Origin of the sequence: Pantoea sp. F_5, assembly GCF_008631595.1 — a bacterium.
GTDB classification, from domain to species: domain Bacteria; phylum Pseudomonadota; class Gammaproteobacteria; order Enterobacterales; family Enterobacteriaceae; genus Pantoea; species Pantoea gossypiicola.
Genome location: NZ_VWUO01000001.1, coordinates 406,758 through 429,203 on the forward strand (window position 1 = coordinate 406,758; position 22,446 = coordinate 429,203).

Annotated in this window: 19 protein-coding genes and 1 pseudogene; 11 read left to right on the forward strand and 9 right to left on the reverse strand. The window is 53.7% G+C overall.

The genetic code is table 11. The features are described 5' to 3' along the window. The first annotated feature begins 83 nt into the window (after positions 1–83). From folE to F3I44_RS01925, 7 genes are all read left to right on the forward strand, one after another. The gene (gene folE / locus F3I44_RS01895; protein ID WP_013358511.1) at positions 84–749 is read left to right on the forward strand and encodes a GTP cyclohydrolase I FolE; all 666 of its coding nucleotides are present in this window, start codon (positions 84–86) and stop codon (positions 747–749) included. Positions 750–799: 50 nt separating this feature from the next. Continuing rightward, the gene (gene yeiB / locus F3I44_RS01900; RefSeq protein ID WP_150010438.1) at positions 800–1,960 is read left to right on the forward strand and encodes a DUF418 domain-containing protein YeiB; all 1,161 of its coding nucleotides are present in this window, start codon (positions 800–802) and stop codon (positions 1,958–1,960) included. A gap of 147 nt (positions 1,961–2,107) precedes the next feature. Further along, the gene (galS, locus tag F3I44_RS01905) at positions 2,108–3,148 is read left to right on the forward strand and encodes an HTH-type transcriptional regulator GalS (protein ID WP_150010436.1); all 1,041 of its coding nucleotides are present in this window, start codon (positions 2,108–2,110) and stop codon (positions 3,146–3,148) included. 309 nt (positions 3,149–3,457) lie between these two features. Beyond that, entirely contained in the window at positions 3,458–4,453 is a 996-nt protein-coding gene (mglB, locus tag F3I44_RS01910; RefSeq protein ID WP_150010434.1) for a galactose/glucose ABC transporter substrate-binding protein MglB, read from the forward strand. Between the two features lie 68 nt (positions 4,454–4,521). Then, positions 4,522–6,042, forward strand: a complete 1,521-nt coding sequence (gene mglA / locus F3I44_RS01915; protein ID WP_013358507.1) for a galactose/methyl galactoside ABC transporter ATP-binding protein MglA — start codon at positions 4,522–4,524, stop codon at positions 6,040–6,042. Positions 6,043–6,061: 19 nt separating this feature from the next. Next, a complete protein-coding gene (gene mglC, locus F3I44_RS01920) occupies positions 6,062–7,072 on the forward strand; it encodes a galactose/methyl galactoside ABC transporter permease MglC (RefSeq protein WP_150010432.1) in 1,011 nt (336 codons plus the stop codon). A gap of 443 nt (positions 7,073–7,515) precedes the next feature. Then, entirely contained in the window at positions 7,516–7,767 is a 252-nt protein-coding gene (locus F3I44_RS01925; protein ID WP_150019232.1) for a hypothetical protein, read from the forward strand. Positions 7,768–7,881: 114 nt separating this feature from the next. Here F3I44_RS01925 and sanA read toward each other — a convergent pair whose 3' ends face one another. From sanA to metG, 6 genes are all read right to left on the reverse strand, one after another. Further along, positions 7,882–8,601 (reverse strand): outer membrane permeability protein SanA, encoded by a 720-nt coding sequence (gene sanA, locus F3I44_RS01930; RefSeq protein ID WP_150010428.1) that lies wholly within the window; start codon positions 8,599–8,601, stop codon positions 7,882–7,884. Positions 8,602–8,736: 135 nt separating this feature from the next. Beyond that, positions 8,737–10,434, reverse strand: a complete 1,698-nt coding sequence (locus F3I44_RS01935) for an NAD-dependent malic enzyme (protein ID WP_150010426.1) — start codon at positions 10,432–10,434, stop codon at positions 8,737–8,739. 269 nt (positions 10,435–10,703) lie between these two features. Then, complete coding sequence (cdd, locus tag F3I44_RS01940; protein WP_150010424.1) at positions 10,704–11,594, reverse strand: cytidine deaminase; 891 nt, start codon at positions 11,592–11,594, stop codon at positions 10,704–10,706. Between the two features lie 119 nt (positions 11,595–11,713). Further along, complete coding sequence (locus tag F3I44_RS01945; protein WP_150010422.1) at positions 11,714–12,406, reverse strand: CidB/LrgB family autolysis modulator; 693 nt, start codon at positions 12,404–12,406, stop codon at positions 11,714–11,716. Further along, positions 12,399–12,791 (reverse strand): CidA/LrgA family protein, encoded by a 393-nt coding sequence (locus tag F3I44_RS01950; protein WP_150010420.1) that lies wholly within the window; start codon positions 12,789–12,791, stop codon positions 12,399–12,401. Before F3I44_RS01950 ends, F3I44_RS01945 begins: the two co-directional genes overlap by 8 nt. A 228-nt stretch (positions 12,792–13,019) precedes the next feature. Then, the gene (gene metG / locus F3I44_RS01955; protein WP_150019233.1) at positions 13,020–15,053 is read right to left on the reverse strand and encodes a methionine--tRNA ligase; all 2,034 of its coding nucleotides are present in this window, start codon (positions 15,051–15,053) and stop codon (positions 13,020–13,022) included. Between the two features lie 177 nt (positions 15,054–15,230). On the opposite strand from metG, the gene apbC reads away from it, so the two are divergent. Next, positions 15,231–16,343 (forward strand): iron-sulfur cluster carrier protein ApbC, encoded by a 1,113-nt coding sequence (gene apbC / locus F3I44_RS01960; protein WP_150010417.1) that lies wholly within the window; start codon positions 15,231–15,233, stop codon positions 16,341–16,343. On the opposite strand, the gene F3I44_RS01965 is transcribed toward apbC, so the two are convergent. After that, the gene (locus F3I44_RS01965) at positions 16,340–16,795 is read right to left on the reverse strand and encodes a GNAT family N-acetyltransferase (protein ID WP_150010415.1); all 456 of its coding nucleotides are present in this window, start codon (positions 16,793–16,795) and stop codon (positions 16,340–16,342) included. The genes apbC and F3I44_RS01965 overlap by 4 nt on opposite strands. Positions 16,796–17,029: 234 nt before the next feature. On the opposite strand from F3I44_RS01965, the gene ahpC reads away from it, so the two are divergent. Both ahpC and ahpF read left to right on the forward strand, forming a co-directional pair. Further along, the gene (gene ahpC / locus F3I44_RS01970) at positions 17,030–17,593 is read left to right on the forward strand and encodes an alkyl hydroperoxide reductase subunit C (protein WP_013358496.1); all 564 of its coding nucleotides are present in this window, start codon (positions 17,030–17,032) and stop codon (positions 17,591–17,593) included. A 71-nt stretch (positions 17,594–17,664) separates the two neighbouring features. Continuing rightward, positions 17,665–19,233 carry an alkyl hydroperoxide reductase subunit F gene (gene ahpF / locus F3I44_RS01975; RefSeq protein ID WP_150010413.1) on the forward strand — a complete coding sequence of 523 codons (1,569 nt, stop codon included), beginning with the start codon at positions 17,665–17,667 and terminating at the stop codon, positions 19,231–19,233. Between the two features lie 54 nt (positions 19,234–19,287). Here the strand turns inward: ahpF and F3I44_RS01980 are convergent, their stop codons facing one another. Both F3I44_RS01980 and F3I44_RS24220 read right to left on the reverse strand, forming a co-directional pair. Further along, positions 19,288–20,247: an AEC family transporter gene (locus tag F3I44_RS01980; protein ID WP_150010411.1), complete on the reverse strand. Its 960-nt coding sequence runs from the start codon at positions 20,245–20,247 to the stop codon at positions 19,288–19,290. A 96-nt stretch (positions 20,248–20,343) separates the two neighbouring features. Then, positions 20,344–20,541, reverse strand: a complete 198-nt coding sequence (locus F3I44_RS24220; protein WP_150010652.1) for a hypothetical protein — start codon at positions 20,539–20,541, stop codon at positions 20,344–20,346. Positions 20,542–21,024: 483 nt separating this feature from the next. Here F3I44_RS24220 and F3I44_RS01990 point away from each other — a divergent pair. Beyond that, positions 21,025–22,366 (forward strand): annotated as a pseudogene (locus tag F3I44_RS01990) (integrase). The last annotated feature ends 80 nt before the right edge of the window (positions 22,367–22,446 follow it).

The window sequence follows — 22,446 nt, forward strand, 5'->3', positions numbered from 1 at the left end:
CAAAGAAAGTTTCACAATACGCGCCTGATTACAGGGCTCGCAGGCAAAAGCTTGCGGGCGCAACACCAGCCGGAGAAGAGTAGATGAGCACCCTAAGTCAGGAAGCTGCCCTGGTTCATGAAGCGCTGCTGGCGCGTGGACTGGAAACGCCGTTACGTGCACCGACGCGCGACATAGATAAAGAGACGCGTAAAAGCCTGATTGCCGGGCACATGACGGAAATCATGCAGCTGCTGAATCTGGATCTTGAAGATGACAGCCTGATGGAAACGCCACATCGCATCGCCAAAATGTATGTGGACGAGGTTTTTTCCGGTCTCGATTACGCCAACTTCCCGAAAATCACCGTCATTGAGAATAAAATGAAGGTTGATGAGATGGTGACCGTGCGTGATATCACCCTGACCAGCACCTGTGAACACCACTTTGTGATTATCGATGGCAAAGCCACCGTCGCCTATATTCCCAAGGAAAAGGTGATTGGGCTGTCGAAAATCAACCGCATCGTGCAGTTCTTCGCCCAGCGTCCGCAGGTGCAGGAGCGCCTGACGCAGCAGGTTCTGGTGGCCTTGCAGACGCTGCTGGGCACCAACAACGTTGCTGTCTCGATTGATGCGGTACATTACTGTGTGAAAGCGCGTGGCGTCAAAGATGCGACCAGCGCCACCACCACGACCTCTCTGGGCGGCCTGTTCAAGTCCAGTCAGAACACCCGCCAGGAATTTTTGCGCGCGGTACGCCATAGTTGAGTTAACGGCGGGCGCATAATGCTGCCCGCCTCAATGGGGCAGGGTGCCGCATGCAACGCTATCACGCGCTGGATTTCATTCGTGGATGTGCCATTCTCGGCATCCTGCTGCTCAATATTGTGGGCTTCGGCCTGCCTTCTGCTGCTTACCTGAATCCGGCCTGGCAGGGCAGTGTCAGTCTCTCCGACGTCTGGACCTGGGCACTCTCTGACGCCTTTGCTCAGCTCAAATTCCTCACCCTGTTTGCATTGTTGTTTGGCGCAGGTCTGCAAATGCAGCTGCCGCGCGGCAGTCGCTGGCTGACTGCCCGGCTTTCCATTCTGGTACTCATCGGTTTTCTGCATGGTGTCTTTCTCTGGGAAGGCGACATCCTGCTGGATTACGGCATCATCGGGCTGGTGGTCTGGCGGGTGCTACGTGATGTCCCATCAACCCGCAGCCTGATGCATACCGGCATTCTGCTTTATCTGGTGGGCTGCGGCGTGCTGCTGGTGTTTGGGTCGATCTCGGATCCCGAACCGACGCGATCCTGGCTGCCGGGTGCTGCCGATCTGCAATATGAGCAATACTGGAAACTGAGCGGCGGCTGGGAAGCGATACAGAACCGGCTGGATCATCTCTCATCAGGACTGATGGCGCTGGCGGCTCAGTATGGCTGGCAGCTGGCGGGCTTAATGATGATGGGTGGCGCACTGCTGCGCAGCGGCTGGCTGACAGGGGAATTTCCCCTCCGCCATTATCGTCAGGCAGCGGCCCTGCTGCTGACAATGGGCTTCTCCATTGCGGTAGCCGGTGTGGCCGCGCAATGGCTGTTACATTGGGAGTTCCGCTGGACGGCTTTTTACCTGCAGGCCCCGCGCGATCTTGCCAGCCCGCTGATTAGCCTGGGCTATGCCGCGCTCTGTCTGGCTTACTGGCCACAGATTTCTCAATGGCGCATCAGCCACGCCATGCAGTGCGTGGGCCGTATGGCGCTGACCAATTACCTGCTGCAAACGCTCATCTGCACCACGCTGTTCTATCGCTTTGGCTTCTACATGCATTTCACCCGGCTGGAACTGGTGCTGATGGTGCCTGCGGTGTGGCTCATCAATATCCTGTTTTCACTCATCTGGTTACATTTCTTCGCACAGGGTCCGCTGGAATGGTTGTGGCGGCGGCTTACGCTGCTCTCAGCCGGCAAATCACGCCTGACTGACAACGCCAGATAATGACCGCCATCACAAAGGTTACAGAATTGTATGTAACCGTTTTCATTGATGTGACGCAATTCACGCTGCACGCCTCCCGCCCCTGACAGAATAGCGCCGGTGTTCAACCCGGCGTGATGCCCTATTTTTCCTTTCTGGAACTGCTGCATGATAACTATTCGTGATGTTGCCCGTCAGGCTGGCGTGTCAGTGGCGACCGTGTCGCGCGTCCTTAATCAGAGCAGCGCCGTCACCTCTGATACCCGCGACGCCGTGTTACAGGCGGTTGAGGCGCTGGGCTACCGCCCTAACGCCAACGCCCAGGCGCTGGCGACGCAGGTCAGTGATACGATCGGGGTGGTGGTGATGGATGTTTCCGATCCCTTCTTCGGGGCGCTGGTTAAAGCAGTAGATACCGTGGCGCAGCGCGTGCACAAGCATGTGTTAATCAGCAACTCCTGGCATCAGGAAGAGAAAGAGCGTCATGCTATTGAGGTGCTGATCCGGCAGCGCTGCAGCGCCCTGGTGGTTCACGCGAAAACACTGCCAGACGCGGAGCTGGCGGACTTTATGCAGCACGTGCCCGGCATGGTGGTAATTAACCGTATCATCCCCGGATTCGAACACCGCAGCGTCAGCCTGGATAACGTCACCGGGGCGCTGATGGCCTCAAGAACCCTGTTGCAACAGGGGCATAGCCGCATTGGCTATCTCTGCTCCAGCCATCCCATCGAGGATGTCGCGCAGCGCCGTGAAGGGTGGATGCAGGCGATGGCAGAGCAGGGCATACGGCCGCAGGAGAGCTGGATCGCCAGCGCAGAGCCAGATATGCAGGGGGGCGAAGCGGCAATGGTGGAACTGCTGGGGCGCAACCTCAACCTGACTGCGGTGTTTGCCTATAACGACGGCATGGCGGCTGGCGCACTGACTGCGCTGAAAGACAACGGCATTCAGGTACCACAGCATTTTTCTGTCATCGGCTTTGATGATATCCCGATTTCCCGTTACACCGATCCGCAATTAACCACTGTGCGCTATCCCATTGTTTCTATGGCAAAAATCGCCACTGAGCTGGCACTGCAGGGCGCAGCCGGACTGCTTGATGACACCGCAACCCACATCTTTATGCCAACCCTGGTGCGGCGTCATTCGGTGGCGCAGCGGCAAAATGTGGAGTCCGTCACTAATTCAGGCGATTCAGGCATGTAACCGTTTTCAATCTGTGATTGTATTCACAGTTAATTAACATTGCCCTCACTATGATGGCAGCGTCTTACCGGACTGAAACATTATGTAACGCCAGTGTAACGGCATCAGTTGTGGTCTCAGTAGCCGGTTAAAGGGTTTATACCCTCTTCATGGAAGCGTTCTGGCACAGGGAAGTCAGGTTTTAGACGGTGTTTAACAGCTTAACATCTTCAGTAAGTTAGCCAACGCGCCGATCTGTTTTACCGATTGCGCTCCCGCACGTTTCGCGGCAGCGCTAAAAAGACCCTGCATAATAAAACCGGAGATACCATGAATAAGAAGGTTTTCACGCTTACAGCACTGGTTGCCAGCATGATGTTTGGTGCAACCGCTCACGCAGCTGACACCCGTATCGGCGTGACCATTTACAAATATGATGACAACTTCATGTCAATGGTGCGCAAAGATATCGAGAAAGAAGCGAAAACGATCGGTGGCGTACAGTTGCTGATGAATGACTCGCAGAACGACCAGTCCAAACAGAACGATCAGGTGGACGTGCTGATGGCAAAAGGCGTGAAAGCGCTGGCGATTAACCTGGTAGACCCGGCTGCTGCTGCAGTCGTGGTAGACAAAGCGCGTGCTAATGATGTGCCCGTTGTCTTCTTCAACAAAGAACCGAACGCTAAAGTTCTGGCCGGTTATGACAAAGCTTACTATGTCGGCACCGACTCCAAAGAGTCCGGAATCATCCAGGGTCAGCTGATCGAGAAGCACTGGAAAGCGACCCCAGCCTGGGATCTGAACAAAGATGGCACCATTCAGTTCGTCCTGCTGAAAGGCGAGCCAGGCCACCCAGATGCTGAAGCCCGTACTAAATATGTTATCGACACCCTGAACAAAGATGGTCTGAAGACGCAGCAGTTAGCGATGGATACGGCGATGTGGGATACCGCTCAGGCCAAAGATAAGATGGATGCGTGGCTGTCAGGCCCGAACGCGAAGAAAATTGAAGTTGTGATTGCCAACAACGATGCGATGGCAATGGGTGCCGTTGAAGCGCTGAAAGCGCACAACATGACTTCTATCCCGGTCTTCGGCGTCGATGCCCTGCCAGAAGCGATGGCACTGGTGAAATCTGGCGCACTGGCCGGTACTGTGCTGAACGATGCGGAAAACCAGGCGAAAGCGACGCTGGATATTGCCAACAACCTGGCGAATGGCAAAGCGGCAACCGACGGAACGAACTTTAAGATGGTCGATAAGATCGTCCGCGTTCCTTACGTGCCGGTTGATAAAGAAAATCTGTCTCAGTTCTCGAAATAAGATCGATTACGGGCGCGACTGCTGTCGCGCCTTTTTTATGTCACCACCGTTTTTTAGCCAGGTAAAATATGGCCAGTGATAACACGACCGCGCAGCGAGAATATTTGCTGGAAATGACGAATGTTTCAAAATCATTTCCCGGCGTTAAAGCGTTAGATAATGTGAATCTGAAAGTGCGGCCTCACTCTGTTCATGCATTAATGGGCGAGAACGGTGCCGGGAAATCCACCTTATTAAAATGCCTGTTTGGTATTTATAAAAAAGATACCGGCAGTATCCTGTTTCAGGGTAAAGAGATCGACTATAAAAGCTCTAAAGAGGCGCTGGAAAATGGCGTGTCGATGGTGCATCAGGAATTAAACCTGGTTCTGCAGCGTACCGTGATGGACAACATGTGGCTGGGGCGTTATCCGCGCAAAGGCTTCTTTGTCGATCAGGATAAGATGTACCAGGACACTAAGGCGATTTTTGACGAGCTGGATATCGATATCGATCCGCGCGACAAAGTTGCCAATCTTTCTGTGTCACAGATGCAGATGATTGAAATTGCTAAAGCGTTCTCCTACGACGCGAAAATTGTGATTATGGATGAGCCGACTTCCTCGTTAACCGAGAAAGAGGTGAATCACCTGTTCACGATTATTCGTAAGCTGAAAGATCGCGGCTGTGGCATTGTTTATATTTCGCACAAGATGGAAGAGATTTTCCAGCTGTGTGATGAGATCACGATTCTGCGTGATGGTCAGTGGATCACCTCTCAGCCGCTGGAAGGGCTGGATATGGATAAGATCATCGCCATGATGGTCGGCCGTTCACTGAATCAGCGTTTCCCTGACCGTACCAACGTGCCAGGCGAGACGATTCTTGAGGTGCGTAATCTGACGTCACTGCGTCAGCCATCTATTCGCGACATCTCATTTGATCTGCGTAAAGGGGAGATACTCGGCATTGCCGGGCTGGTGGGGGCAAAACGTACCGATATCGTCGAAACGCTGTTTGGCATTCGCGAAAAATCGGGCGGCACCATTAAACTGCATGGCAAGCCGATTAACAATCACAGCGCCAATGAAGCCATTAACCACGGTTTTGCGCTGGTGACTGAAGAACGTCGTTCGACCGGTATTTATGCTTACCTGGATATTGGTTTTAACTCGCTTATTTCCAATATTAAAAAATATAAAAACAGTATGGGACTGCTGGATAATAAACGCATGAAGAGTGATACCCAATGGGTTATCGATTCAATGCGCGTTAAAACCCCAGGGCATCATACACAAATTGGTTCGCTTTCGGGTGGTAACCAGCAAAAAGTGATTATTGGCCGCTGGTTATTGACCCAGCCTGAAATCCTGATGCTTGATGAACCAACACGCGGTATTGATGTTGGTGCGAAATTCGAAATTTACCAGCTGATTGCTGAGCTGGCGAAAAGAGAAAAGGGCATCATTATTATCTCATCTGAAATGCCGGAGCTGTTAGGCATTACCGATCGTATTCTGGTAATGAGTAATGGTCTGGTAGCAGGCATAGTTGATACCAAAACGACCACGCAGAACGAAATATTGCGTTTAGCGTCATTACACCTTTAATGAAGCAAGGGCTGTTAACATGAAAGCGACTACAAAAAAGAATGCGCTAACCTGGTTAAAAGAGGGCGGCATTTATGTCGTTCTGCTGGTATTGCTGGCTATTATTATTTTCCAGGATCCGACATTTTTAAGTTTGATGAACCTGAGTAATATTCTGACCCAATCTTCGGTGCGCATTATTATTGCACTGGGTGTGGCGGGTCTGATTGTGACCCAGGGTACTGACCTGTCAGCCGGGCGTCAGGTTGGTCTGGCGGCGGTTGTGGCAGCGACGCTATTGCAGGCAATGGATAACGCCAACAAAGTCTTCCCGACGCTGGATACGGTGCCAATTCCGCTGGTTATCCTGACTGTTTGCATCATCGGCGGCGTAATTGGTCTGGTGAATGGTGTGATTATTGCTTATCTGAAGGTAACGCCATTTATCACCACGCTGGGCACTATGATTATCGTTTACGGTATCAACTCACTCTATTACGACTACGTGGGCGCTTCACCGATTGCTGGTTTTGACGCAGGGTTCTCGAAATTTACTCAGGGTTTCTTACGCTTTGGTGATTTTAAACTCTCGTTCATCACGTTCTATGCCGTCATTGCCATTATTTTCGTCTGGATTCTGTGGAACAAAACCCGCTTCGGTAAAAACATTTTTGCTATCGGCGGTAACCCGGAAGCGGCGAAAGTGTCAGGCGTGAACGTGCCGTTGAACCTGATCATGATTTATGCCCTGTCAGGTGTGTTCTACGCCTTTGGCGGGATGCTGGAGGCGGGTCGTATCGGTTCTGCCACCAACAACCTCGGCTTTATGTACGAGCTGGATGCGATTGCGGCCTGTGTGGTCGGCGGCGTTTCCTTCGCCGGTGGTGTGGGTAGTGTGGCGGGTGTCGTCACCGGTGTGCTGATCTTCACCGTGATCAACTACGGTCTGACCTATATCGGCGTGAATCCTTACTGGCAGTACATCATTAAGGGCGGCATCATCATCTTCGCGGTGGCGCTGGATTCACTGAAGTATTCGCGTAAGAAGTAAGTTTTATTCAACGCCAGGGAAGCGACCTTCGGGTCGCTTTTTTTATGGGGGTAATGCTGGGGTCGTCGCTTTAAGACGGAGTATGCGAAGGGAACACGATCAGATCGGAAAGACGCTATCATCGATACTCTCGACCTGCTTAGTTTATAGGAAAGTGCTGGGGGCATTGCTGTTAGACAAAGTATGCGCAGGGAACAGGGTCAGATCGGAAAGACGCAAAAGCCGTCATCCATGACACGCTCGGCCCGCGCCGTCCTGGCGCGGGACGCTTTCCTCTTCTGACCCTGTTCCCTGCGCGTTAGGCTTATTTATTGCTGTCAGGTTCGCCCTGATTCAGACTTATAAGCTGTCTGCTTGAAGATCGCAGCGGAGTGGCCTTCTGTCAAACGGCGACAAAACTTAAAGCGATGGGAGCATACGCCTGTAGCAAAGCATCGCGGGCCATGGACAAAAACGCCGGGAGCGTTTTTGAACAACGCGAAGCGTTGGCACGTTTACGGGCGCACCTCAGGGATGAGGTGCGTACTAAAAACGCCGGGAGCGTTTTTGAACAACGCGAAGCGTTGGCTCGTTTACGGGCGCACCTCAGGGATGAGGTGCGTACTAAAAACGCCGGGAGCGTTTTTGAACAACGCGAAGCGTTGGCTCGTTTACGGGCGCACCTCAGGGATGAGGTGCGTAATCGCCCGCGCTGAGCCTGCCAGGGATTGCGTCTTTGCGAAAGGCGTATGCTCCCTGAGACTTGTACCTTGCTGCCAGACTGCAGCTCAGCGCATATAACAGAGTTTCATTAAACCGCTGAACGTCAGCTATTTTCGCAGCTTCTGTTCCAGCTCCAGCAACTGTTCGGGCGTCACAGCAGGATAACTCTGCGCATCATCCGGAACGGTTCGCACGGCGGGAATCGGCACCAGCGGGCCTAAGAAACGGGGTTCACGCTTAAGCAGGAAGAGATCCACCAGCGCACCCAGCCGCGCACCGACCTCACGGAAGCGCACGCTCAGCATGTTTTTCGGTGAGGGCACCGCATAACACTGCGCCTGAATGCCCAGCTGTAAGGCGATAAACAGCGCGCGCTCACAATGGAAGCGTTGCGTGATAATAATGAAATCGTTGGTATCGAACACTTTGCGGGTGCGCACAATCGAATCCAGCGTCCGGAACCCGGCATAATCGAGCACGATATCCGCCGGATCCACACCGGCCTTAATGAGATCGCGGCGCATCGTCATCGGCTCGTTATAGCTTTGCAGCGCGTTGTCACCGCTCAGCAGCAGATAATTTACTTTACCGCTGTTATAGGCGTTCAGTGCACCCTGCATACGATAGAGGTAATACTGATTGATCACGCCGGTACGATAATATTTCGCCGTGCCCAGAACCACACCCACCTGACGATGCGGCAATGAAGCGACATTTTCGTAGATAAAAGGCGCAGTTTTCCAGCTGATCCAGCGATCAAGGCCGAGCGCCGTTGCCACCATCAGTAAGATGATGAAAAGCAGACCAATGAAAACGCGTTTCAGCATGCGCCTGGAGACTCGATGTCAGAATGTTGAGATGGGACAAGGCTACTTGAGCAGCCGCAGCGAAGCAAGTTACTGCCGGCTGGCTGTGCGCTTTTTGAACACTGCCGGACCACATCAGGTCCGGCAGGCTGAGGATTAAATCGAGGTACGGCGATAGTGACGATACTGCGGCAGCCAGAAGTTGTTGGCGATAGCCTGTGACAACACATCTTCTGAGGTCACCACGGCGACACCCGCCAGCTGAGCGGCTTTACCCACTTCCATCGCAATGATTTTCGACACGCCCTGAATATCTCTAATCTCAGGCAGTACCGGGCCTTCGCCTTCATTCACCAGCGGAGAGCAGTCGGCGAGCGCGCGGCTGGCGGTCATCAGCATCGTATCGGTAACGCGGCTGGCACCTGCGGCAATCACACCCAGACCAATGCCTGGGAAGATGTAGGAGTTGTTGCACTGCGCAATCGGGTAGGTTTTACCGTTCCAGCTCACCGGTGAGAACGGGCTGCCGGTTGCGACCAGCGCAGCACCGTCAGTCCAGGCGATAATATCGGCTGGCGTCGCTTCCACGCGTGATGTCGGGTTCGACAGCGGCATTACAATAGGGCGCTTACAGTGCTTATGCATCTCGCGGATGATCTCTTCGGTGAACAGGCCTGGCTGGCCGGAAACACCAATCAGAATATCGGGCTGAGCATTACGCACCACATCCAGCAGCGAGATTGCATCATTGGTGACATCCCAGTGCTGCAGGCTTTCGCTCTTCTGCACCAGCTTGCTCTGAAAATCGAGCAGATTAGGCAGTTTGTCCGTCAGCAGACCAAAGCGATCCACCATCATCACCCGGCCACGTGCTTCTTCGTCGCTCAGGCCTTCTGATTTCATCTGCGCGATGATCTGTTCAGCGATACCACAGCCTGCAGAACCGGCACCCAGGAACACCACTTTCTGCTCGCACAGGCGGCTACCGGCTGCACGGCTGGCGGCAATCAGCGTACCGACGGTTACGGCGGCGGTGCCCTGAATATCATCGTTAAAGCAGCAGACTTCATCGCGATAGCGGTTCAGCAGCGGCATGGCGTTCTTCTGGGCGAAATCTTCAAACTGCAACAGTACTTTCGGCCAGCGGCGCTTAACAGCCTGAATAAATTCGTTCACGAACGCGTCGTACTCTTCACCAGTAATGCGCGGATGACGCCAGCCCATATAGAGCGGATCGTTCAGCAACTGCTGGTTGTTGGTGCCAACATCCAGCACCACCGGCAGGGTGTAAGCCGGACTGATGCCGCCACAGGCGGTATAGAGTGACAGCTTACCAATCGGAATACCCATCCCACCGATGCCCTGATCGCCCAAGCCCAGGATGCGCTCGCCATCGGTCACTACAATCACCTTCACATTCTGCTTGGTGGCGTTTTGCAGCATATCTTCGATGCGGTCGCGGTTAGGGTAGGAGATGAACACGCCACGCGCACGACGGTAGATTTCAGAGAAGTGTTCGCAGGCTGCGCCCACGGTCGGGGTGTAGATAATCGGCATCATCTCTTCGAGATGGTTGTCCAGCAGGCGGTAGAAGAGTGTTTCGTTGGTGTCCTGGATGTTACGCAGGTAGACATGCTTATCGTTATTGTTTTTGAAGTCCTGGAACTGACGCCAGGCACGCTGCGCCTGCTCTTCAATTGATTCCACCGCTTCGGGCAGCAGACCGTTGAGGTTGAATTCGTTACGTTCTTCGATGCTAAAGGCGCTGCCTTTGTTCAGCAGGGGAAATTCCAGCAAAATCGGGCCAGCATAAGGGATATACAGCGGGCGTTTACTTTCGTAGTCGAGTTCCATGCGGTAATGCTCCGGTTGCAGTGTTGTCTGGCGTCACGCCGGAAAGGTAGCGCCAGTTTTCTCACCCGTTATAGCTCAGACTGCAGGTCCGGCAGCGGCAGGGTAACCGCTGCGGAAACATTCACGACCGTGCTGCTATCCTGCAACCTGAATTATTCAGAGTAATTTGTATTTGCGTGAATTCTGGCGCCAGATCCTATGAAATTTCCCACAGAAGTACAGCGTTTGTTAATAAAAGCTCACAAAACTGTGGCCGCCCTGACAGCGGGTTATGCTTTGTACAGCGTTACCTGTAGCAGCTCACCGCAACCAAATGTCTCAAGCGTCGCCTGCGTGGCGGCGAACTGGCTTAACGTGGCATTTTCAACTTCGGCTAATACCGCTTTTTTTATCTGACGAACATCGCCGCCCTGCATGTTCAGCAGAACCAGTGCCGCCTGAAGCGGCGGGAAGCTCGGGTTAAACGCGGCATTTTCCGCATAGCGTCCGGCGACAATCGCGCCATCCGTGGTCAGCAGCGCAACACCCGCGTGGGACTGGCTATAAGGCGCGTGGCTGGCATTAGCGGCGGCAACCGCAGCCTGCACCAGGTCATCGCCCTCGGCCACATAGCCGTGATCCACCTCGTCCATCAGGAAGGTCGTAATGTCCAGATCGCGCGGACCAAAGGCATCCGGCAGATAATCGGCCAGGGTGCTGATTGCGCGTTGTGGCAGGCTGATGCGAATGTTGGTGCCGCTGTTCAGCTCGTTCATAAACTGTCGGCAGTGACCGCACGGCGTGTAGTTAACGGTGATGGTCTCGAGCTGGCGCTCACCGCGCAGCCATGCATGAGTAATCGCGCTCTGCTCAGCGTGGACGGTCTGCTGCATCGGCGTGCCGACAAATTCCATATTAGCGCCAAAGTACCAGTTGCCGCTGACCCCACGGGCAATCGCCCCGACATTAAAATGCGACACCGTCGCTACCGCGCAGGAGGCCGCGAGGGGCAGCAGCGCCAGCGCCAGCGCATCGGCCTCCATTTGTGTCTGTTGTTGCAGTGAGGTGACCTGGTCGGCACTGAGTAGCGCATGAAAGTCAGGATCGTCCAGCAGGGGAGCGAGTGCAGTTTGCAGCGTTGACGGCAATGCCTCAAAAGCAGAGAGGAAACGGGAATGCATGTGAGCCTCATTAAATTCAGCAGGCGATGTGCCAGTCACCGGTTTATATGTGATCCACATCGCTCTGACAATGTAACCTGTGTTGCATGTTTCAACTTTGCGAGATCTCTCGCAAACTTTCAGCTAAACCAGTGCATCAGCAGCGGAAAAATAAACGGTGCCAGCAGAGAGGTGATGATGCCGCAGATCACCAGCGCCAGTGAGCTGAATGCGCCTTCCTGATAGTCAAGTTCCGCGGCACGCGCCGTGCCCAGCGCATGCGACGCATTGCCAATTGCCAGTCCGCGCGCTGCTTTCGATTTCACGCCCAGCAGGTTCAGCACCGTGTGTCCGAATACCGCACCCAGTACACCGGCAATCAGCACGCAGATGGCGCTGATGGCGGGAATGCCGTGCAGCGAACCGGAGACGGCCATCGCGATGGGCGTTGTCACGGATTTAGGCACGATGGTGGCGGCAATGTCGGGTGTGGCCCCCATCCAGAGGGCAATAGCGGTGCCTGAGATCATGGCGGTCAGGCTGCCGATAAAGCAGACACCAATAATCGATTTCCAGCGGGCACGAATCTGATGCATCTGCTCATACAGCGGCAGTGCCAGCGCGACCACAGCCGGTTGCAGCAGCTGATTAAGAATCTGGCTGCCTGCGAAATAGCGCGAGTAAGGAAGCTGCAACAGCAGCAGTATCGGGATAATTATCCCCATGGAGACCAGCAGTGGATTAAGCAACGAGATTTTCAGTCGTAACGCCAGCTTACGCGCCAGAAAAAAAGCCGCCAGCGTCAGGGGCAGTGACCACCACATTTCACTCATCGGCTGACTCTCCGGCCGGACGGCGGCTGTGAAGCTGATGGGCGCTGACGCCGACAACAGAGAGCACCAGGAAGGTACTGACGACACAGGAGACAACAATCGGACCAAACTGTGCGGTCAGAATATCGGTGTAGCTCATCACCCCGACGCTGATCGGCACAAACAGCAGCGCCATATAGCGAATCAGCAGATGGCAGCCCGGTTTCACCCAACTGACCGGCAGGATCTGCGATGCCAGCAGGGCGAACAGAATTAGCATCCCAATAATGCTGCCGGGCAGTTTAATGGGCAGCAGCGAGGCGATGCCGATTCCAGCGTATAAGCAGAGATAAATGATGATAAAGGCGCGCAGATAGCGCCCGCAGACAGACAGCACGGTGAGCATGGCAGGCTCCTGTTTTTACTGAGCTTCATCATACGCATTAACCGCTTAGCGTGCTAGCGATCACATTTATGCCGCGGAGTAGCAGCAACGGGCAAAGGGATTCAGCAGAAGGAAGCGGGGCTGTAGCAGTGAGAATGCGAAGAGGGGAAAATAACCCTTCGCGCCAGTGATACGGCGCGAAGGGTTCAGAATGGTACTGTGCTTAACCTGTTAAGCATCGACAGGCGATTACTTAATCGGCATACCCGGCACAGCACCGCTGTCGACGGAGAGGACAAACAGATCTTTGCCGCCCGGACCCGCTGACAGCACCATGCCTTCAGAGATACCGAAGCGCATCTTACGTGGTGCGAGGTTGGCGACGATGATGGTCATTTTACCGACCAGCACTGACGGATCAGGATAAGCGGCGCGGATGCCGGAGAAGATCTGACGCTTTTCCCCGCCCAGGTCAAGTTGCAGACGCAGCAGCTTGTCCGAACCTTCCACCAGTTCCGCCTGCTCAATCAGCGCGACGCGCATATCGACTTTAGCGAAATCATCAATGGTGATGGTTTCACCGATCGGCGCATCGGCCAGCGAACCCGTGGCGGCCGGTGCACTGGCGGTAGCGGCATCCTCTTTCGAGGCCGCAATCAGTCCTTCGACTTTCGCCATTTCAATGCGGCTGTAGAGCGCTTTAAACGGCGCGACCTGGTGATCCAGCAGCGGCTGGGCGATAGCATCCCAGCTCAGCTCGCACTTCAGGAAATCTTCGGCGCGTGCGCTCAGCGAAGGCAGCACCGGCTTCAGCCAGGTCATCAGAATGCGGAACAGGTTAATGCCCATTGAGCAGATCGCCTGCAGGTCGGCATCGCGGCCTTCCTGCTTCGCCACCACCCACGGAGCCTGCTCATCGACATAACGGTTCGCCAGGTCAGCCAGCGCCATGATTTCACGAATCGCACGGCTGAATTCACGGCTGGCCCAGGCGTCACCAATCTTCTCTGACGCATCCACGAAGGTCTGATAGAGCGCCGGATCGGCCAGCTCAGCCGCCAGTTTGCCGTCAAAGCGTTTAGTGATGAAGCCCGCGTTACGTGACGCCAGGTTAACCACTTTGTTCACGATGTCAGCATTCACGCGCTGGACGAAATCTTCCAGATTCAGGTCGATATCGTCGATGCGTGAAGAGAGTTTGGCCGCGTAGTAGTAACGCAGGCTATCGGCATCCAGATGCTGCAGCCAGGTGCTGGCCTTAATAAAGGTACCGCGTGACTTCGACATCTTGGCACCGTTGACGGTGACATAGCCGTGTACAAACAAATTGTTTGGCTTGCGGAAGTTGCTGCCTTCCAGCATCGCGGGCCAGAACAGGCTGTGGAAGTAGACGATATCTTTACCGATGAAGTGATACAGCTCGGTCGTGGAGTCTTTACGCCAGAACTCGTCGAAGTCAATGTCACCGCGCTTATCGCACAGGTTTTTGAACGAGCCCATATAGCCGATGGGCGCATCCAGCCAGACATAGAAATATTTGCCTGGCGCATCCGGGATTTCAAAGCCGAAATAAGGCGCATCGCGGGAGATATCCCACTGCTGCAGACCCGATTCAAACCACTCCTGCATTTTGTTCGCCACCTGATCCTGCAGCGCACCGGAGCGGGTCCAGGCCTGCAGCATGGCGCTGAAGGACGGCAGATCAAAGAAGAAGTGCTCGGAGTCGCGCAGGACTGGCGTCGCCCCGGATACCACAGATTTCGGATCGATCAGCTCGGTCGGGCTGTAGGTCGCGCTGCAGACTTCACAGTTGTCGCCGTACTGATCAGGTGACTTACATTTCGGGCAGGTGCCTTTCACAAAACGGTCCGGCAGAAACATCCCTTTTTCCGGATCGTAAAGCTGCGAGATGGTGCGGTTCTTAATAAAACCGTTCTCTTTCAGACGGCCGTAAATCAGCGCAGACAGCTCACGGTTTTCGTCGCAGTGAGTCGAATGATAATTGTCATAGCTGACATTGAAACCGGCAAAGTCAGCTTCATGCTCGCTTTTCATCTCTGCAATCATCTGCTCCGGTGCAATGCCTGACTGCTGAGCTTTCAGCATGATCGGCGTGCCGTGCGCATCATCGGCGCAGATGAAGTAAACCTGATTGCCACGCATTCGCTGATAACGCACCCAAATGTCTGCCTGGATATGCTCGAGCATGTGGCCGAGATGGATTGATCCGTTCGCGTAAGGCAGTGCGCACGTTACCAGAATTTTTTTAGCGACTTGAGTCATAGTTTGCGTAGCTTTCTGTTGATTGAAAAAACGGGCTTAGATGGTAACTGAAGGCTTCTCCTGCGTAAACACAAGGGATTCACCCCTGCCAGTCGCCGCAGATCCACGAGCATCTGATATCATTGACCATACATTGCTGAAACACAGCGTAAGCACAGCAGAAATAAGGAGCAGGGGATGACAGGACAATCCCGGGAACCGCATACGCCAGAGGGCCTTCGCGCCATCGTGGCCGGCGTATTGAGAAGCTTTGAGCATCCGACCCTTAAGCAGAATCTCACCGCCCTGAAGGCGTTGCATCATGTGGCGCAGCTGGATGGAACGCTGCATGTGGAACTGCTGATGCCGTTTGCCTGGGCCAGCGGGTTCGACGACCTCAAAGAGCAGGTCAGCGCTGACCTGCTGCGTCAGACCGGCGCGAGTGCCATCGACTGGCGGCTCAGCCACGATATTGCCACCCTGAAGCGGGTGAAAAACCAGCCGGGTGTGAACGGCGTAAAAAACATTATTGCGGTCAGTTCCGGCAAAGGCGGCGTGGGAAAATCCAGCACCGCCGTAAACATGGCGCTTGCGCTGGCAGCCGAAGGTGCGCGTGTCGGCATTCTTGATGCCGATATCTATGGCCCGTCAGTGCCGAACATGCTCGGCACCCAGGATCAACGCCCGACATCGCCGGATGGCACCCATATGGCACCCATTATGGCGCACGGTCTGGCCACCAACTCCATCGGCTATCTGGTAACCGACGACAATGCGATGGTGTGGCGCGGGCCGATGGCCAGCAAAGCACTGATGCAACTGCTCAACGAAACGTTGTGGCCGGAGCTGGATTATCTGGTGCTGGATATGCCGCCCGGCACCGGCGACATTCAGCTGACGCTGGCGCAGAACGTGCCGGTAACCGGCGCACTGGTGGTGACCACACCGCAGGACATCGCCCTGATTGATGCCCGCAAAGGCCTGGTGATGTTTGAAAAGGTCAATGTGCCAGTGCTGGGCGTGGTGGAAAACATGAGCCTGCATATCTGCAGTCAGTGTGGTTACCACGAACCCATTTTCGGCACCGGCGGCGCGCAGAAACTGGTGGAGGATTACCAGACGCAGCTGCTGGCCCAGCTGCCGCTGCATATTGACCTGCGCGAAGATCTTGATGAAGGTGAACCGACGGTCATTCGCCGTCCCGACAGCGAGTTTACCGCGCTCTATCGCCAGCTGGCCGGACGCGTTGCGGCTCAGCTTTACTGGCAGGGCGACGTCATCCCTGGCGAGATCGCCTTCCGCGCGCTTTAAGCCCGACCCGACCCGCTGGCATAGTGTGAGGCCAGCGGGTAGTGCATCAACACGTAACCGCCGTGCTCGCCTTCACCCTGTGAAATCATTTTCCAGCCATGCTTCAGGTAAAACGCCTGTGCCGCTTTGTTCTTTTGCAGGCACTTCAGCGCGCCGGTTGACGTAAAACACGCTTCAACGGCTTCCAGTAACGCGCTGCCCACGCCGCGTCCCTGCCACTCAGGATCGACATAAAGGCTGTGCAGGAAGTTGTCGTTCTCCAGTAGCCCGGCAAATCCGACGCGCTGTCCTTCAGCTTCGGCGACCAGCACGGTTTCGCCCAGAATCACGCCATCAAAATCTTCCAGCTGCCACTCGCTGCCGTCAAGCCAGCGCCAGTTGTGTCGTCGCGCCGCCAGAAACAGCGTGCGCAGGAAAGGACGATCGGCTTCCGTAAACGGACGAATCTCCACAGGTCAGCTCCCTTATAATCCGGTCTTACAAAACTAGCAGTGATTCGCGAAGACGGGCGAAAAGATAAAGCGGGTTAAATGTCACAAAAATCGCTGTACACTGCCTGCCGGGCCAGAGAGCATCAGGCTCTCAGCGTTTGATAGCTTTCGTTTATCAGATTGATAACGACCGCGTATTAGATGTTGGCCCGAAAATTATGTAACCTGCATCACATATTTTAACGGAGGCCACAGATGTCTATTATCAATACCAAAATCAAGCCGTTCAAAAACGCAGCATTCAAAAACGGCGAATTCATCGACGTAACCGAGAAAGACGTTGAAGGTAAATGGAGTGTGTTCTTCTTCTATCCAGCTGACTTCACCTTCGTCTGCCCGACCGAACTGGGCGACGTGGCTGACCACTACGAAGAATTCCAGAAACTGGGCGTAGATATCTACTCCGTTTCTACCGACACCCACTTTACCCACAAAGCCTGGCACGGTTCTTCAGACACCATCGCGAAAATTCAGTACGCGATGATCGGTGACCCGACTGGCGCGCTGACCCGTAACTTCGAAATCATGCGTGAAGACGAAGGTCTGGCTGACCGTGGTACGTTCATCGTTGACCCGGAAGGCGTTATCCAGGCCATCGAAATCACTGCTGAAGGTATTGGCCGTGACGCCTCTGACCTGCTGCGTAAAGTGAAAGCGGCTCAGTACGTGGCTTCTCACCCAGGTGAAGTGTGCCCGGCTAAATGGAAAGAAGGTGATGCAACACTGGCTCCCTCTCTGGACCTGGTTGGCAAAATCTAATTCCGCTTCGCCCTTTCGACCATTCTCCAATCGGGTGCTGCGGCACCCGATTTTTTGACCAGGATATCACTATGCTCGACACAAATTTGAAGACACAGCTCAAGGCTTACCTTGAGAAATTAACCAAACCTGTTGAGTTGATCGCCACCCTGGATGAGGGTGCAAAATCAACCGAGATCCGTGAACTGTTGGTTGATATCGCCGGCCTGTCTGACAAAGTCAGCTTCCGCGAAGAGAACGATCGTCAGGTGCGTAAGCCCTCATTTCTGATCACAAACCCAGGTTCGAACAGCGGCCCGCGTTTTGCCGGTTCTCCACTGGGTCACGAATTTACCTCACTGGTGCTGGCACTGTTACAGACCGGTGGGCATCCGTCGAAAGAAGCACAGAGCCTGCTGGATCAGATCGCGGCGCTGGACAGTGACTTCCATTTCGAAACTTACTATTCACTCTCATGCCATAACTGCCCTGACGTCGTTCAGGCGCTGAACCTGATGGCGGTGATTAACCCGCGTATCAGCCACACCGCTATTGACGGTGGCCTGTTCCAGAATGAGATTCAGGAACGCAATGTGATGGGCGTGCCAGCGGTTTACCTCAACGGTAAAGAGTTTGGTCAGGGCCGCATGAGCCTGGCGGAAATCGTCAGCAAAGTAGACACCAACGCCGATAAACGTGCGGCGGAAGAGCTGAACAAGCGTGACGCCTACGAAGTCCTGATTATCGGCAGCGGCCCGGCGGGCGCAGCGGCAGCGGTCTACTCAGCACGTAAAGGTATCCGTACCGGTCTGCTGGGCGAGCGTTTTGGCGGCCAGGTGCTGGATACGGTGGATATCGAAAACTATATCTCCGTGCCGAAAACCGAAGGGGCAATACTGGCAGGTGCACTGCGCGCACACGTTGATGATTACAACGTGGACGTCATCGAAAGCCAGAGCGCCATCAGACTGATTCCGGCTGCGAAAGAGGGCGGACTGCACGCCATCGAAACCGCCTCCGGTGCAGTATTAAAATCACGTAGTATCATTCTGGCGACCGGCGCACGCTGGCGCAACATGGGCGTCCCGGGCGAAGAAGAGTATCGCACCAAAGGCGTGACCTACTGCCCGCACTGCGATGGCCCGCTGTTCAAAGGCAAGCGCACAGCAGTGATCGGCGGCGGTAACTCTGGTGTTGAAGCCGCCATCGATCTGGCGGGTATCGTTGAACACGTGACGCTGCTGGAGTTTGCCGGGGAGATGCGTGCTGACCAGGTGCTGCAGGATAAACTGCGCAGCCTCAAGAACGTTGTTGTGATCCTGAACGCGCAGACCACCGAAGTGAAAGGCGACGGCACCAAAGTGACCGGCCTGCACTATATCGACCGTACGACGCAGACCACCCACGAACTGCCGCTCTCCGGTATCTTTGTCCAGATCGGTCTGTTGCCGAACACCCCATGGCTGGAAGGCGCGGTTGAGCGCAACAAAATGGGTGAGATCATTATCGATGGTAAATGCGAAACCAGCCTGAAAGGCGTGTTCGCAGCGGGTGACTGCACCACCGTGCCGTACAAGCAGATCATCATCGCCAGCGGCGAAGGTGCCAAAGCCTCACTGAGCGCGTTTGACTATCTGATCCGTACTAAGTCTGCTGAATAACGTTTCGTCAGCCAGACAGTAGCCCTTCAGCATCCGTGCTGAGGGGCTTTTTTATTAGTATCCCGCCAGCGTCATCAGCATCATCCATATCGGCGTCGTCACCGCCGCAAACACTGTTGAAAACAGCATACTCGCCGCCGCCGGGCCAGGAATGACATTGAATTTCTGCGACATCAGATAGACGTTAACTCCGACCGCCATCGACCCCAGCAATACCACCACTTTACTCTCCAGCGGCGGCAAGCCGGTCAGCCAGGCGATAGCCCATACCGTCATTGGCTGCAGTACCAGCTTCAACAGGCAGATGGTATAGCTCTCTTTCAATCCGTCCCGCACCCGATAGTGCGCCAGGCTCATGCCCAGCGTCACCAGCGACAGGGGCGCGGCCAGTGAAGCCAGCATCTTTAACGGTTCCGCGGCAAGCATCGGCAAAGGACGTTGCAGAAAACTCCAGGCCGTTCCGCTGAGAATGCCGATGATGAGTGGATTTCTGATCACCCCAATCAGGGTACGCCAGACGCCCTGCAGCGAGAAGCTGCCCTGTTTTGCCCACTCGACCGAAACGGTGAGTAAGGTCCAGAGAATCAGGCTGTTAAACACCAGCACCAGCGCTACCGGGGGCAGGGCTTCTGGACCGAGCAACACTGTGGCGACCGGAATCCCCAGCATCACGTTATTAGAAAAGATGCCACCCAGTGCAAAGACCGAAGCCGCCACGCCATCCAGATCAAACAGCCTTGTTGCCAGCAACCGACCGACGATAAACACCAGCAGGCAACTGCCAAAGAAGGCCAGCAGCAGACGTGCATCCACCGGCGGGCTTTGCGAGAAGGTGCTCATCACCCGAAACAGCATGCAGGGCAGCGCAACGTTAAACACAAAGCGGTTCATCCCTTCACTGATGCTGGCGGGCCATTTTCCCAGGCGCGTCAGGCAGTATCCCAGCAAAATCAGGATAAACAGCGGAGCTGACAGATAAATTTGATGGCTAAGGCTTTCAAACAGCAGTGGCATAGAGAGAGTCTGGTCAGACGATGATTAGTGATCAGACTAACAAATTGCTAACTAACTGTTAACTATAACGGTGTCAGATTGAGCGCAGCAGGAACGCTAGCCTAACCAGCGGCGTGCCTGTCTGTCACTGATATCGCGATAATAGACACGATGAATGATTTCGCCGCAGCCCGTACAGTGTGCGGAAATACAGGTGGAAAGATAAGATCTGCCATTTGGCGCGATAGCACCCCGACGTTCAATAATAATATCCTGCCATCGATGGCGGTGTGGAATAAGCGCTAAAAATCGCATCATACATCCTGAATAGTATGAAGTTCTGCTTCCGGAGCTTTTAACTCCATGAAAGAAAATGTTTTTTACGATGATGCTGCGAGCAGGCTAATTATTATGGGGCGACCAGAGTCACTACAGGAAATATTACCCGTCAGGGTAATAAACAGGGCTACCTATAAAGAGGTATCCCGTTAACCCGCAGCATTAAGCCTTTTTTTGTAATGCTGAGAGTTGATCGGGATCATGTGAATTGTTTCAGGTCTGATTATTTGTGGGACTGGTGTCGCTTGCTTTCGCTTCACATCTCCCGTGTGCTGCAAGCCTTAACACAACTCGGGGGGCCGCTTTCCAAACGGAAAAGGGCTGAGAATAACCCGCTGACCTGTACTGGATAATGCCAGTGTAGCCCTAGCGATTATCCTCATATAAAAATTATTACTCCTTTTGGTTACGTTTTGTTCAGCCATAACACATTGAGACTCTCAAATGGGACACTAAACCATACGCCATACCATTAAACGTAACGGGATCTATTATGTTCGTTTTCGCCTGCCTGAAAATAAGTTTTTCCGTAAGTTTTTAGAGACTGATAGTCACGCCAAAGCTCAATTGCTGGTGCTGTTTGCTTCTCCTGTTATTGCTTTGGTTCAACGTGGAACTACCCAACCGGAACAGTTCGGTCAGCGACTTTCTGAGTATGGTAATCGCCTAAAACAGCAGAATGAACAATTGCTGGCGCACCAATTTCTGAATGATCCACGGCGCAATATTCAGCCGATAGTTGCTCAGAAATACCGCGAGATTGTCATTCCTACGGGAGATGAGGAAGAACAAACTGAAACACAACCAGAATACGTGTTAATACCGGCTGGTGTATGGAAAATGTACAAAAAGGAGAAAGCCCAAAACTGGACGAAGGCAATCTCGCAGGCCAATGAGTGCTTTATGGAGGTCCTGTTGATTGTCTTGGGTGCATCTACAGATGTAACGACGATCACCAGGGAAAACATCCAGCAGGTGATGGAAATTATTGAAAAACTGCCTGAGCGTGTTGTGCAGCCTTATTGGTTAATGGCGGTTGAGCAACTCATCGAGTGCGATGATGTCCTGTCTGAGGAATCGGTTGGGGCTGAGTCTATCCACAAGCATTTGAAGATTTATATATCGCTGTTCAAAACCTTCATGATTGGCAATAAAGATATTATGGAGAAGTCCCCGACTGATTGAGTAGTTGCTGCATCGTCGAAAGCGAGTTCGGAGTATACAGTGCAGCATAAATGAGAAAGTTTGTGGAGTGGGCTTTCAAGCAGTCTGACGGGTGGCACAAGTGGATCATCCTTTTGTTGGCCTATACGGGAGCCAAGAGAAGCGAGATCGCCAAACTGGAAAATCACATATCAAATATGACGAGGATTGTCAGCGGCACTATCTTCTGATCGCGGAAGGAGTGCAGGGGAAAACTGAGAACGCGAATACACGGGGTGTAATACATCCCAAACTGCTCGAATGGGGATTCCTTAATTTTATGAACCGCCAATGGAAAGAGAAAATCTTTTCTCCTGTGTCGGGTAAGAACATGCCGAAGATCGGCAAAGTTCCAGCAGATTTTTGAGATCAGCTTGGTATTCCTTATCTTGATGACTATGGGCAGCGGCGACTGGTGCATAGCCTCCGGCACACAATGAAATCAGGCTGTTTAGCTGATTGGGTTGGCAACTTAGCGTACTTGTAGCAGGCTGTAGGGCATGAGAAAAGCGGGTCATGGATTACTTGAAGATACTTACACATCTTTCCTATGAAAACTGTGTGTTACGTTATTGATAAATTGTGTTGGAATAGCTAATTATTTGGGTGATGTCATGGTTTTTCTTAATTTTCATTGTTATAAGTTATGTGAAAATAAGATGTTTTACGTCAGGTTAT

Bases quoted from the DNA above. Each gene is read 5' to 3' on its own strand.
- folE (WP_013358511.1), top strand. From the start codon at position 84: ATGAGCACCCTAAGTCAGGAAGCTGCCCTGGTTCATGAAGCGCTGCTG.
- yeiB (WP_150010438.1), top strand. From the start codon at position 800: ATGCAACGCTATCACGCGCTGGATTTCATTCGTGGATGTGCCATTCTC.
- galS (WP_150010436.1), top strand. From the start codon at position 2,108: ATGATAACTATTCGTGATGTTGCCCGTCAGGCTGGCGTGTCAGTGGCG.
- mglB (WP_150010434.1), top strand. From the start codon at position 3,458: ATGAATAAGAAGGTTTTCACGCTTACAGCACTGGTTGCCAGCATGATG.
- mglA (WP_013358507.1), top strand. From the start codon at position 4,522: ATGGCCAGTGATAACACGACCGCGCAGCGAGAATATTTGCTGGAAATG.
- mglC (WP_150010432.1), top strand. From the start codon at position 6,062: ATGAAAGCGACTACAAAAAAGAATGCGCTAACCTGGTTAAAAGAGGGC.
- F3I44_RS01925 (WP_150019232.1), top strand. From the start codon at position 7,516: ATGGACAAAAACGCCGGGAGCGTTTTTGAACAACGCGAAGCGTTGGCA.
- sanA (WP_150010428.1), bottom strand. From the start codon at position 8,601: ATGCTGAAACGCGTTTTCATTGGTCTGCTTTTCATCATCTTACTGATG.
- F3I44_RS01935 (WP_150010426.1), bottom strand. From the start codon at position 10,434: ATGGAACTCGACTACGAAAGTAAACGCCCGCTGTATATCCCTTATGCT.
- cdd (WP_150010424.1), bottom strand. From the start codon at position 11,594: ATGCATTCCCGTTTCCTCTCTGCTTTTGAGGCATTGCCGTCAACGCTG.
- F3I44_RS01945 (WP_150010422.1), bottom strand. From the start codon at position 12,406: ATGAGTGAAATGTGGTGGTCACTGCCCCTGACGCTGGCGGCTTTTTTT.
- F3I44_RS01950 (WP_150010420.1), bottom strand. From the start codon at position 12,791: ATGCTCACCGTGCTGTCTGTCTGCGGGCGCTATCTGCGCGCCTTTATC.
- metG (WP_150019233.1), bottom strand. From the start codon at position 15,053: ATGACTCAAGTCGCTAAAAAAATTCTGGTAACGTGCGCACTGCCTTAC.
- apbC (WP_150010417.1), top strand. From the start codon at position 15,231: ATGACAGGACAATCCCGGGAACCGCATACGCCAGAGGGCCTTCGCGCC.
- ahpC (WP_013358496.1), top strand. From the start codon at position 17,030: ATGTCTATTATCAATACCAAAATCAAGCCGTTCAAAAACGCAGCATTC.
- ahpF (WP_150010413.1), top strand. From the start codon at position 17,665: ATGCTCGACACAAATTTGAAGACACAGCTCAAGGCTTACCTTGAGAAA.
- F3I44_RS01980 (WP_150010411.1), bottom strand. From the start codon at position 20,247: ATGCCACTGCTGTTTGAAAGCCTTAGCCATCAAATTTATCTGTCAGCT.
- F3I44_RS24220 (WP_150010652.1), bottom strand. From the start codon at position 20,541: ATGCGATTTTTAGCGCTTATTCCACACCGCCATCGATGGCAGGATATT.